At 41.8% G+C, this 13,210-nt stretch carries 8 protein-coding genes; 4 read left to right on the top strand and 4 right to left on the bottom strand.

Annotated features, from left to right (window positions below):
• Window positions 1-114: 114 nt before the first annotated feature.
• Window positions 115-2,028, top strand: coding sequence for a transglycosylase SLT domain-containing protein (locus tag ACJAZP_RS09670; protein WP_415230536.1), 1,914 nt, complete (start codon window positions 115-117; stop codon window positions 2,026-2,028).
• Between the two features lie 81 nt (window positions 2,029-2,109).
• On the opposite strand, the gene ACJAZP_RS09665 is transcribed toward ACJAZP_RS09670, so the two are convergent.
• Entirely contained in the window at window positions 2,110-2,517 is a 408-nt protein-coding gene (locus ACJAZP_RS09665) for a type IV pilin protein (protein WP_415230535.1), read from the bottom strand.
• A gap of 164 nt (window positions 2,518-2,681) precedes the next feature.
• Window positions 2,682-3,134 (bottom strand): transcriptional regulator ArgR, encoded by a 453-nt coding sequence (gene argR / locus ACJAZP_RS09660; protein ID WP_415230534.1) that lies wholly within the window; start codon window positions 3,132-3,134, stop codon window positions 2,682-2,684.
• A 231-nt stretch (window positions 3,135-3,365) separates the two neighbouring features.
• Between argR and ACJAZP_RS09655 the strand changes: the two genes are divergently transcribed.
• From ACJAZP_RS09655 to cysG, 3 genes are all read left to right on the top strand, one after another.
• The gene (locus ACJAZP_RS09655; RefSeq protein ID WP_415230533.1) at window positions 3,366-4,127 is read left to right on the top strand and encodes a transporter substrate-binding domain-containing protein; all 762 of its coding nucleotides are present in this window, start codon (window positions 3,366-3,368) and stop codon (window positions 4,125-4,127) included.
• Between the two features lie 243 nt (window positions 4,128-4,370).
• Window positions 4,371-5,333, top strand: coding sequence for a malate dehydrogenase (mdh, locus tag ACJAZP_RS09650; RefSeq protein ID WP_415230532.1), 963 nt, complete (start codon window positions 4,371-4,373; stop codon window positions 5,331-5,333).
• Window positions 5,334-5,608: 275 nt separating this feature from the next.
• On the top strand, window positions 5,609-7,027 hold the full coding sequence (cysG, locus tag ACJAZP_RS09645) for a siroheme synthase CysG (RefSeq protein ID WP_415230531.1): 1,419 nt from the start codon (window positions 5,609-5,611) through the stop codon (window positions 7,025-7,027).
• Between the two features lie 117 nt (window positions 7,028-7,144).
• Here cysG and glgC read toward each other — a convergent pair whose 3' ends face one another.
• Both glgC and putA read right to left on the bottom strand, forming a co-directional pair.
• Window positions 7,145-8,419 (bottom strand): glucose-1-phosphate adenylyltransferase, encoded by a 1,275-nt coding sequence (gene glgC / locus ACJAZP_RS09640; RefSeq protein ID WP_415230530.1) that lies wholly within the window; start codon window positions 8,417-8,419, stop codon window positions 7,145-7,147.
• Window positions 8,420-9,033: 614 nt separating this feature from the next.
• The gene (gene putA / locus ACJAZP_RS09635; RefSeq protein ID WP_415230529.1) at window positions 9,034-12,828 is read right to left on the bottom strand and encodes a bifunctional proline dehydrogenase/L-glutamate gamma-semialdehyde dehydrogenase PutA; all 3,795 of its coding nucleotides are present in this window, start codon (window positions 12,826-12,828) and stop codon (window positions 9,034-9,036) included.
• Window positions 12,829-13,210 lie beyond the last annotated feature (382 nt).

The following is a 13,210-nucleotide window of genomic DNA, read 5'->3' as shown; positions in this document are numbered from 1 at the left end:
GGGAAGCTGTAAAGAGATCTTTTCGAAGGCGCGTCATGAGTATACAAAAATACTATTATTATCTTCTATTTTGTGATGATATGTCTACTCCACTAACCGTCTGGGAGAGTCTTTGTGAATAAAATATTGTTGTTGTGTTATTGTTTTTTTGCTCTGACAAGTTCTGTTTCTGCTTATAATCTCGACAAGCAAAGGGAAATTTACTCTCAGGCGATTGTTTTGCAAGCACAAGGCAAGTGGGAGCAAGCACAAAAAATCTCTGCATCAATTGCCCAGTACCCCTTAACTTACCTGCTTGAATACCATGATCTTATGGCACATTTTAGTGCCGATAACGGCGCTGCGGTACGCTCTTTTATAAGCAGTAATCCCAATCGCAGTCTTTCTTTAGATTTAGAAAGATCTTATTTACGTTTTTTGGCAAGAAATCACGCCTGGGATGCATTTTTGAATTTTTATCCGCAACTGCCTAATAGCAGTGATCTTAAATGTAATTACTTTCAAGCAAAGATCAGCCAGGGTGAGACTGAAAAAGTTTGGCCTGAATTTAAAAAAACCTGGTTAACGGGCAACTCTTTGGCGCCGGCCTGTGATGATGTGATCGCAGTTTACCGAGAAAACAACACCCTTTCAGAACAACTAGTCTGGCAACGTTTTAGATTAGCTTATCAAAGTCATTCTCCTGGACTAATGCGTTATTTAACCACCTGGATGAAGAGCGATAATAAAGTACTGGCAACTGAGCTATATGAATTATATAAAAATCCTCAAGACTTGCCGAGCAGTGAACTGTTTTCAAACAGAAAACAGCCTAGTTTTCTGTTTTTACAAACGAGCATTAAACGCTTAGCGCGAGTCGATCTGGATGCGGCAATGCAGCTGTTTGATCGTTATCAGAAAAAAATTCCCTTTACGGCTTCTGAAAGCCTGAGATTAAAAAAATACTTTGCATTACGTACCCTGTTGTATGACGAAGAAAGTCAAATGCCATGGTTAGATAAAACCCTTGTCTCTTTGAATGATGACGGATTATTTGAACTGCGAATTCGCCACGCAATAAAATTAGATAATTGGAAAGATATTGAGTATTGGTTAAACGCATTGCCACCAAGATTGCAAAAACAAGATAAATGGGTCTATTGGCAAGCACGAGTATTAGAAAATAAACAACAGCAGAAACAAGCCGATAAACTCTATCTGCAGATTGCCGGACAAAGAAGTTATTATAGTTTTCTGGCGGCTCAAAAAATGGGGCTTGATTATCAGCTAAATGCTAATTTAGTCAGTGATAAGGGCAAAAGTTTAAAGGTAATGAAAGCAGATTTGGCTCATATTAGCGAGCTGGTATTCCAAAAACGTAATGCACTTTTAAAGCGAGAATGGCATGCATTATTAAATAACAACGATAAAAATACGCAGCTGCAGTTAGGCTTGTACGCCTACCAGAAGGGTTGGTCACACTTGGCTGTGATGGCCAGTATCAACAGTAAGAGTTGGGATGCGTTGAATATCCGTTTTCCCGAAGTAAAACCGCATTTATTTGCCAATACGGCAAGTCAATACCAGCTGGATCCGGCCTATATTTATGCGATTACGCGTCAGGAGAGCGCCTTTGACGAGTATGCTAAATCTAGCGCCGGTGCCAGTGGTTATATGCAGCTGATGCCTGCGACCGCAAAAGAAACGGCAAAAATGATCGGCATGAAAGATTATAAAAATCGAGAGCAGTTAATTGAAGGGGCTGTTAATGTACAGTTAGGCACCGCCTACTTTGAAATGTTATTACAACGTTATAGCGGTAATCGTATCCTTGCCACAGCGGCTTACAATGCCGGTCCTTATCGTGTTGACAGCTGGAAAGGAAAACCAGAGCAGGGGCTGAAGATGGATAGTTGGATTGAAACCATTCCCTATAAAGAAACGCGTAATTATGTGAAAAATGTATTAGCGTATAATGTTATCTATCAGCACATTTTAAATAAACCTCGAGAATTTTTTAATAAAACAGAGCTCGATACGCGTTATTAGTTTTAATACGTTCCTGTTAAAAGCATGAAGGGTCTAATCTTGTTTAGCTCTTTCATGCTTTTTAAGCGCTCTGAATATTTATCACCAACAGTCATCATTGCCTAAGGTAGCCGAGTCATCTTTATAATGCGCACTGTCCTGGTTGATTATTAAGGTCGTACATTGCGCATCATCATCAGCCTGTATTGTCCCCGCTTTAGCAACCGCTTTCATTAAATAGGTGGTTTTTCCTGCGGAGATAACAGTAAAAGTATAATAATCATGGTCACTGGGCAGTCCGACCTCCGCTGTGATAGTCGAATAGGTTGGACTTAAAATATGCAGGCTGCTCTGCATTAACTGTGCTTTTTGCAGCTCGGCTTTGGCATCACCGCGATTTGCGCGCAGCAGATATGATTTATAGGAGGGGTATGCGATGGCGGCTAATATGCCGATAATCGCTATCACCACTAATAGTTCAATTAATGTCACTCCTTGTGCTTTTTTCATAAAACATCCGTCTGTTTAATGCCCTGAAGCGATCAGTGTAGAACGCTATTAACAAAGTGACAGTGGGATTCAAGCTTAATAGTGAATATGTGAACTACCGAAGGCCCGTTGCTATAGAGGGCTGTTATCAATGCTGTAATCACATTATATTAGCGGCAGGAGGATTAATTAAATAATTTTTTAATTATATTCATTGTTTCCTGTATTTTTTTAGAGTTTGTCGGGGTTGTGAAAATCGTATCATCACCGGCAATGTTGCCTAATATACCTTCCGTTTTACCGATTGAATCTAATAAGCGAGCGATTAACTGAGCGGCGCCGGGACTGGTCCGAATAACAATCATACTGTCATTGCGATCTATATCTAAGACAAGGTTTTTTAAGGGACTTGTGATTATCGGGATCCCTTGCTCAGCGGGCAAACAATAGAGCATCTCCTGCTTTGCATTGCGCGTGCGTACTGCACCCGATTTGCTTAACATGCGGGAAACTTTTGACTGATTGATATTATTAAAACCGGCATTAACCAGCGCTTCGACTATTTCGCCTTGAGAGCTAAAATGCTCTTTTTCCAATAATGCTTTAAAAAATGTCATTAATTCTGTTGATTGCTTCATCATTTATTCTTTTGAGTGTTTCAAGGGCGCAATAATAATGAAAATTAAGCATTTATCAAGACATTAATTTTCAATTAAAATGCATAACTATTCAATTTTGAGTCTGAGTTTAAAATAAATAGTCATTAAATGTTGAGATTGGTATAATAGCAGTCATCATCATCAACTATTTTAAACGCTATAATAAGAACTGTTTTTGTTACTAATGAATTGAATAGGATATTAAAAAATATGCTTATGCCGCGCCTTTTACTGTCACTCTTTTTATTGTTTTCCCCCTTTGCTATTTTAACCACGAGCGCAGCTTCGCTGGATAATATAAAAGTGCGTTTTGCCACCGATACAAATTATTATCCCTTTGAATACTTAGATGAACACAAGCAGATTCAGGGGTTTGATATTGATATGGCGAAAGCGATTTGTAAGGCCGTTAATTTAACCTGCAGTTTTCACCATCAACGTTTTGAGAGCCTGCTACTGTCATTATCTTTTGCTCGTTTTGATGCAGTTATTTCTGCTTTAGATATTACCAGTGAACGTTTAGAAAAAGTAGATTTCAGCAACAGCTATTATGTAAATATGCCGGTTTTTATCAGTAAAAAATCCGAACTGGAAAGTTTTTCAACTGACGGTAAATTTATAGGTGTGCGTTCCAAATCATCCAATCAGGAATATTTAATTAAATATGAAAAAGAGAATAGTTTTATCATCTCTTATGTCACTTATTCCGAAGTGCTTGCAGATTTACGTGCTGGAAAAATAGATGCGGCATTTGTCGATCAAGCAGTCGCAGCAGAATTCTTAAAACAACAGGATAATCACGATAATTTTGTAGCTCAGAAAATTAGTGATGATCAGGCACAACTCTTTTCGCAGGGATATGGTATTGCGATTCAAAAAGGAAATCTGATCCTGCAAAAACGCCTGAATTTAGGTCTTAAAATCATTACTGAAAACGGTACTTACCAAAAAATATATAAACGTTATTTTTAAGCCCGAATTTATGGGTAAAGTTCCCTCTAAGGGCTATTCTTCTTTTTGAGTTTCAGGCACTTGGGAATATTTCTGCTTTTCAACTTATTATTGCTTGAAAATAGCCTGACCTCACTTAAATTTGTTTTTTATTATTATTATTCATATATTCATCACAATTCATTAACATTTATTACATGCTGGCTTATTTTTCATTATGATAGATATTTAAATGATTAATTAGTCACACACGTGGAGATCTTTATGAAAGTTGCTGTTCTTGGTGCCGCCGGTGGAATTGGGCAAGCACTTGCTTTATTGCTAAAACTTGATTTGCCTGAAAATTCAATTTTATCACTTTATGATCTTGCCTCCGTTACACCTGGAGTTGCAAAAGATTTAAGTCATATCCCAACCAGCGTAAAAGTTGATGGATTTGCCGGTACGGATCCGACGCCAGCCATTGAAGGTGCCGACGTTGTTTTGATCTGCGCGGGGGTTGCCCGTAAACCCGGAATGGATCGTTCTGACTTATTTAATATTAATGCCGGCATTATCAAAAATTTAGTGACTAAGGTTGCAGAAGTTGCACCCGAGGCTTGTATCGGTATCATTACCAATCCGGTTAATACCACAGTCGCGATTGCCGCTGAAGTATTAAAAGCTGCAGGTGTTTACAATAAAAGAAAGTTATTCGGTATTACAACATTAGATGTTATTCGAGCAGAAGATTTTGTCGCTCGGTTGAAAGGATTACCCGCAGAGCATGTTCGAGTTAATGTTATTGGTGGTCACAGCGGCACAACCATCTTACCTATTTTATCGCAGATTCAGGGTGTTTCATTTACCGAGCAGGAAGTGATTGAATTAACCACTCGTATCCAAAATGCCGGTACAGAAGTGGTTGAAGCAAAAGCGGGCGGTGGCTCTGCAACGCTATCAATGGCGCGTGCGGCCTCTATCTTTGGTGTTCAGCTTGTACAAGCCTTGTTAGGAAAACAGGGTATTATTCAAAATGCCTACGTGGATGGTGATAATCCATGTTCGCCTTTCTTTACTCAGCCACTGTTATTGGGCACAAAGGGTATTGATCGAGTATTACCTTTTGGTGAATTGAGTCCCTTCGAAGAAGAGAAAAAACAAGAGATGTTATCAATATTACATGCAGATATTCAGCTGGGTATTGATTTTGTTAACAAAGATCGCGTAAGCGAAGCCGTTAAATAGCAACTGAGTATGAATTACTAAGTAGTCTATTTTTATATTAGTGCCATCACTTTTGAGTCGATGGCATTTTTTTACCTCAATTTATCAATCCCCAGCATTATTTTATCGTATCTGATTAGGTGTTTTGCTCGCCGATCACCTCCCAAACAAAGCAGTCTTCGCTTAACCATTATTATCTTTGGAAATAACAAATCCTATTTTAGTGTTTCATCTGCGGCCATTAATTCTCTATAGTGTCGACATCGATCGAAAACTTACATGAATAGAGTGCGACTATGGATTACCTGCCAATTTTTACCAAACTTGAAAACCGTCCCTGCCTTGTTGTTGGAGGAGGTGATATTGCTTTTCGAAAAGTGCACTTATTACTTAAAGCGGGAGCTGATGTAACTGTCTGCGCGCTGGAGTTTCACCCCACTTTATTAAAACAAGCGGCTAATAATAAGTTGAAACTTATAAAGCAGGCATTTACTGAAGCGCTTCTGGAAAATAAATGGTTGGTTATTGCGGCCACCAATCAGAAAGATGTTAATGAGCATATCGCCAGAGCTGCACATGCGAAACAATTATTAGTTAATGTGGTTGATCAAGCAGACATTTCCAGTTTTATTCTGCCCTCAATCGTGGATCGCTCGCCGGTCATTGTAGCGATTTCAAGTGCTGGTAAAGCCCCCGTTCTGGCGCGTTTGATTCGTGAGCGTTTAGAAACATTATTACCCATGCATTTAGGCCGATTAGCGGCTATTTCTGCACAATTCCGTCACCGTGTTAAAGAGGTGATTAAAGTTGCTCCGTTGCGCAGACGCTATTGGGAAAAACTCTTTGGTAACGGATTGCTTGCAAACCTCCTGCAAAAAGGCCAAACCAAGGATGCCCTTGCTTTAATGGAAGCGAGTCTGACCGAGGATATTACTCGGGGTGATGTGGCCTTAGTGGGCGCGGGGCCGGGCGACCCCTCTCTTTTAACATTAAAAGCATTACAATTGATGCAGCAGGCGGACGTGGTTTTATATGACCGTTTAGTTTCTTCAGAAATTTTGGATCTGGTCCGTCGTGATGCAGATTTAATTTCCGTGGGTAAAGCTGCCGGTAATCACGAAGTGGAGCAGTCACGAACCAACGAAATGTTAGTAGAATTTGCACGACAGGGTAAAAAAGTGGTGCGCCTTAAAGGCGGAGATTCATTTATTTTTGGGCGGGGAGGTGAAGAGCTTGAAGAGTTGGTTGAAGCGGGTATTGCTTTCCAGGTTGTTCCCGGTATTACCGCCGCCTCGGGTTGTAGTGCTTATGCGGGCATTCCGTTAACCCACCGCGATTTTGCACAATCGGTGACCTTTGTAACCGGACACCGCAAAAGCGATGGTGAGGAGCTTAACTGGCGAGCATTAGCCGCTCCTAACCAAACCTTGGTTGTTTATATGGGATTGCTGCAGTCAGCGGAGATTCAAAGCCAATTGCTTAACCATGGACGCTCTCCGGAAACACCCGTTGCATTGGTGAATAAAGGCACTACCTCGGATCAGCATGTGGTGATTGGTCAATTATCTGAACTGCAACAATTGGGGGGTGGTTTACAAGGTCCAACGCTGATGATCATCGGCGAGGTAGTCAATTTGGCCGATAAGCTGGCATGGTACCACCCGGATAATAATCACCTCCTTTCAAGGGATCCCTTTTTAGTTAATTTGGCTTAACATTAATGTTGAATTGTATTATCTAAAATAACGGCGCTGCTATAGCAAGCGATGCTCGAACTACAGCGCTAGCTTGGGCATCTATCATGGGCTGATTTTACAGTTTATAAGATAATATTAACCGGACTGCTTTTTAGCTAATGCCTCCAGCATATCTTTAGTGACCAGGGTAATTCCTTTTTCGGTCACTCGAAAACCATTGGCTATATCCTGCTCTCTGTCATAACCAATACATAAACCTGCCGGAATTCGACACCGGGTATCAACAATAACCCGGCGTAATTTACAGTGCTCAGCAATATCACTTTCACCCATCACTACAGATTGCTCAATGAGACTGAAAGAGTGCGCATGAACACTCGAGTATAATAATGATCGGCGAATTGTCGCGCCGGAAATAATACAGCCGTTGGAAACCGTTGAATCAAGCGCGGTACCCCGGCGCAGTTCATTATCAAAAATAAATTTAGCGGGAGGAAGCTGTTCCTGATAGGTGTAAATAGGGTTGCTTTTGTCGTATAAATCCAATTGTGGGGCAGGCTCCACAAGCTCCATATTTGCTTCCCAAAAAGAATCTAATGTCCCCACATCGCGCCAGTAAGGCTGATTGTTACTGTCTGGATCGGTGAAAGAAAAAGCAAAAACATTAAACTCATCAATGATTGAGGGGATAAGATCATGGCCAAAATCATGGCTGGAGTTGTCATTTTTATGGTCTTTTTTGAGTTGTTCAAATAAAAATGCAGTATTAAATACATAATTACCCATTGAAGCTAAACATCGACCTGGTTTACCCGGTATTTGGTTAGGAACCGCGGGTTTTTCATTAAATGCAATCACCCTATTATTGGCATTCACAGTCATAACTCCAAAGGCGCCTGCCGCCTCTTCGACGGACGTTTCAATGCAGCAGACGGTCATCTCGGCTTTACTCTTTACATGTTGATCTAAGAGGTTGCGGTAATCCATGCGATAGACATGATCACCCGATAAAATTAAAATATGTTTAGGCTGTTGAATGCGAATAATATCCAAATTTTGGTATACAGCATCGGCGGTACCCTGATACCACTTCTCATTATGGCGTTGCGATGCGGGCAAAATCTCAACAAATTCGGATGTTCTGCTTTTAAAATGTCCCCAGCCGCGGTTAATATGGCGAATCAGAGAGTGCGACTTATATTGTGTTGCAATTCCGACACAGCTAATGCCCGAGTTGAGACAGTTTGATAAGGGAAAATCAATAATCCGGAAGTTGCCACCAAAATAAACGGCAGGTTTAGCGCGCCAATTGGTCAACTCAAACAGCCGACTGCCACGACCGCCTGCTAAAATCACCGCGTAAGTATCCTGAGTAAGATGACTAAGATTGTTATGATTGTTATTGCGCATTGCTAATCCCTCTCGAATTGAATGTGAAATAAAAATAAAATAATTAGCAGGTTGTAATGGTGCTGAGGTCACTTTGTAATCATCGGTTTTTAATGGACGCTCACTTAAATAGTGCTGTTAAGAATAGTAACTGTAGCTTATTAATGATAGCAACGCAGCGAATAAAATAGCCTTCGAGAGCTTTTTTTATGGCCGTTTTGCGAGAAGGTCTGATTACGATTATTTTATTGAAAATCTAATGATAAGGACTATATTTAGTGGTTTTTATGATTTTATGATATTGCTGCAGGGGCTGTTTTTTAGATAAAACCCATCAAAGAGATGCAATTTTATCTGTTTATCTTAGTTATTTGATGCTGTTAGTAAAGAGGCTTAAAAGTAAATGAGCATAAACTTTGCCGTTAGCGATGTTAAACTTATTACTGCATATTATGGGGCATTAATAATATAAAAAATGTCTTTAAAAAAGCTGAGAGAGTGTTGGAGTGAAAGCCTGCAGATGAGTCATCTCTCTTTGAAACGCTATCTGCAAAGCTTGAGTTTATAAATTTTAGAAGGAAGTTAATAAACGTGGTTTTTAGCTAAAAACCACGTTTATTTTTACAACAAAATAATTAGTCGTCTTCTTCAACCAAGGTCATCAGAGAGGTATTACCGCCGGATGCGGTGATATCAATACTGATACTTTTTTCGGTGAGCAGTCGTTGAATCAAGTGATCATTGTATTCTGCGGTGATCACCGGCAATATCGCACCTTCACGTTCGGCTAATTTACGCACCATAAAGTTACAACGCGGACTGTTACTGTCGATCACCACACCGGCCAACTTATCCTGTTCCAGCAAGGCTTCTAAATGACATAATTTAGCCACCTGAAGCACGCCTTGATGTTCTCCAATAGTGTTAAACTTATCTCTAAATGCCAATGCTTCTTCATAAAACAGGTCAGAAACCACTGAAATAACAGTATTACCCGTGGCTAATGCCGTCACTATTGCCAGGGTCCAGTATTCAAAGGTAACATTCTTATCCGCAAAACACACCAGAATACCGCGCGGCTCTAAATACAATACATTAGATTCACCCGTCGGCCCGGGCAGTACCTTAGGTTTGCGCATCGCCCGTTCAATGCTGATCAGCTGCGAACGTGCAGTTGCTAGCGTGGCATTAAAATCATCGGCTAATTCTTCGACAATAGTCACTTTCGCAATTTGGGCAAGGAGCTGACGTACTGCCGAAACACGCGCATTTAAATCGGTCGAACGCCATTGATGTTCTGCTTTGAGCGCATTCTGCATGAAAACACCCGCTTGCTGCTTTGATGATTTGTCACTGAGCAGCGCTTTGTCGTCAATCAATAACGTCTCATCCTCGGGTGGGATTGGGGTTGCTTTTTCATTCATGAAGCGCGGCAGGTAATTCGGACCGCCTGCTTTTGGACCTGTACCGGATAAACCTGTTCCGCCAAAGGGTTGTACGCCAACCACTGCGCCTATCGTATTACGATTGATGTAAACATTACCTGCGCGTGACAACATAGCAAGTTCAATGGCCCGCTCTTCAATGCGGGTATGAATACCCATGGTTAATCCAAACCCCGTGGCATTGATTTTGTCGATGGTTTCTCTGAGCTTATCGCCTTGGAAGCGGACGATATGTACGCAGGGACCAAATACTTCACGTTCTAATACTGAAATGTCTGCTATCTGGTAAAGACGCGGAGCAAAATAAGTGCCGTTATTTTCCGGTAGCGGACACTGGTAAAGCAGTTCGGCTTTACCCTCCATGTCTTTAGCATGAGCCTGCAGACTGGTTAATGCTTTGCTATCAATCACCGGTCCAACATCCGTTGAAAGCAGAGACGGGTCGCCGATATTAAGCTCCTTCAGTGCACCTATCAGCATCTTGGTCATACCGTCTGCAACTTCTTCCTGCAAAAATAAAACTCGCATCGCAGAGCAGCGTTGTCCTGCACTTTGGAAGCCCGATGAAATAACATCATCAACAACTTGCTCTGGCAGGGCGGTTGAGTCGACTATCATACAGTTCTGGCCGCCAGTCTCGGCGATCAGCGGTATTTGATCTCCGCCGCGGTTTGCCAATGTGCGGGCAATGTGTGTGCCGGTCGTTGTTGACCCGGTAAATACCACCGCTTTGATGCGCTCATCTTCAAGCAGCGCTTCACCCACCGCAGGACCTCTTGCAATAACGGCTGTCACTATACCCTCGGGCATACCCACAGATTCCATTAATTCGAGCGCGCGCAGGGCTATCAAGCTGGTTTGTTCAGCGGGTTTAGCGATAACGGTGTTACCCGTTACAATTGCCGCAGCTACCTGACCCATAAAGATCGCCAGCGGAAAATTCCACGGGCTGATACATAAAACCACACCACGCGGCTCCAGACGGTCATCTTCAGCAAGCTTTTCGGCCTGGGCTGCGTAATAACGGCAAAAATCGACTGCTTCACGGACTTCATCAATGCCGTCCTGCGCAACTTTTCCCGCTTCTTTGATACAGATAGCAATGAGCTCGTCCATGTGCCGTTCTAAAATGTCAGCGGTACGCCTGAGTAAATTAGCTCTCTCTTCAATGGGTGTTTGTGACCAGATCTCAAAACTACTTTGCGCTTTTTCAAGCTTAGCGAGCATTTCCTCACGGCTGTGGTGGCGATGGAAGCCGATGATTTCATTATGATCAGCCGGATTTCGTACCGCAAAACAATCATCAGGCACTTGATCTTCGCTTAGCGAGTGATCCGTGAACCAGCGATTGAGCGATTCTTTTAATGGCGTGATCTGATTGATATCGTTAAGGTCAAGCCCTTTAGAGTTATCGCGCTCCTGACCAAATAAATTGATGGGTTTAAGGATCTGCTCATTGTAGGTGACTTTAAGGCGCTGGGTTTTTTCGACGGGATCTTCAAGCAAAGATTCAACCGGACGGCTTTCATCAACGATGGCGTTCACAAAAGAAGAGTTAGCGCCATTTTCCAGCAGGCGGCGTACCAGATAAGCGAGCAGATCTTCATGCTGACCCACGGGTGCGTATATGCGGCACTGGATATTATCAGTGGTTACAATCTGATCATACAAACTGTCACCCATGCCGTGTAAGCATTGGAATTCAAAGCCTTCTTTATCATCTCCTGCAAGCTCAATAATAACCGATGCGGTATAAGCATTGTGTGTCGCAAATTGCGGATAGATAGTATCGCGATAGTCTAGCAGGCGATTAGCACAGGCATGATAAGAGACATCGGTGGAAGACTTACGGGTAAACACCGGATAATGCTCAAGCCCGTCTTTTTGCGCATTTTTTATTTCTGTATCCCAATAAGCGCCTTTGACCAGTCGTACCATCAGCTTGCGACCCACTGTTTCGGTTAGCTCACGCAACCAGTCGATCACAAACATAGCGCGCTTCTGATAAGCCTGAACCGCCAAACCGAAACCATCCCAACCACTTAAATCCGGGTCGCTAAACACTATTTCAATAATATCCAGGGAGATATCCAGACGCTCAGACTCTTCGGCATCGACCGTTAAACCGATATTATATTTTTTTGCCAGTAAGCATAACGCTTTAAGTTTTGCCGGGATTTCCTTAATCACTCGCTCGCGGTGACTAAATTCGTAACGGGGATGAATAGCGGACAACTTAACCGAGATTCCGGGACTTTTTCGAGGGCCTCTGCCTTTAGCGGCTTCACCAATAACAACGATGGCCTTGGCATAGGCTTCAAAATAACGATCTGCATCTTTTTGCGTTCTTGCGCCTTCACCGAGCACATCGTAAGAATAGACATAACCATTACGTTCTTTTTCTTCTGCACGTTTAACCGCAGCCGTAATAGTTTCACCTATTACAAACTGCTCTCCCATGACTTTCATGGCAATATTCATGGCTTTACGAATAACCGGTTCACCCATTCGGCCAAGGGTTTTTTTCAATAAACCAAACTGATTGCTTTTGCGACTATCGCTAAAATTAACCATGCTGCCGGTTAACAGTAGTCCCCAGGATGATGCATTCACAAAGAGTGAATTACTGGTCCCTAAATGGGTACTCCATTTGCCCTTTGAAAGCTTATCGCGGATCAGCTCATCTTGAGTTTTTTTATCAGGTACCCGTAATAAAGCTTCAGCCAGACACATCAAGACCACACCTTCAGCGGAAGAAAGAGAATATTCATTGAGTAAGGCTTCAACGACGCCAGTACCCTCTTGCTGGCGGCGTATCTGCAGCACCATCTTACGTGCTCGCTCCCAGGCGCGGCTGCGCGCCCGCATATTAACTTCTGCCTCGGGCAAAATATGATCAATGGCTAAGTTTTCGTCAATTCGATAAAAATCTCGAATTTTTTGACGAATAGCAGAATCGGTGACTAAGTTACCATCAAACAACATACGCAACCTCCATGAAGCTAAATACTTAAATATTAAGTATGAATAATTGTTCGAGTATATCGAAGAAAGTCCGAACAATCTTGATGAAAGTAAAAAAAATACCAATAAAAATAGTCTCATGGATTGCCGTTCAGATTGATTGATTTACGACCCTATAAATCAATCTAATAACCCTGTAATTAACCCGGGAATAATTCTTTAATTGGTTATAAATACACATGCTTACGCAGACAAATGGCAAGTTACGATCAGCTTTTGGCGTCATCCTGCAGAAACACAAAAATATCCTTTTCAAAGGATATTTTTTTTTGCTGTATAGTTTTTGTTTTACCTCTATCCATCAAAGTAAAATAAAGCTAAATAAAGCCAAAGCCGATTCTTG

This window comes from Psychromonas sp., assembly GCF_047632955.1.
Classification (GTDB): Bacteria; Pseudomonadota; Gammaproteobacteria; order Enterobacterales; family Psychromonadaceae; genus Psychromonas.
The sequence above is the reverse complement of the archived record's forward strand: the minus strand, read 5'-3'. Positions and strand labels throughout refer to the sequence as shown.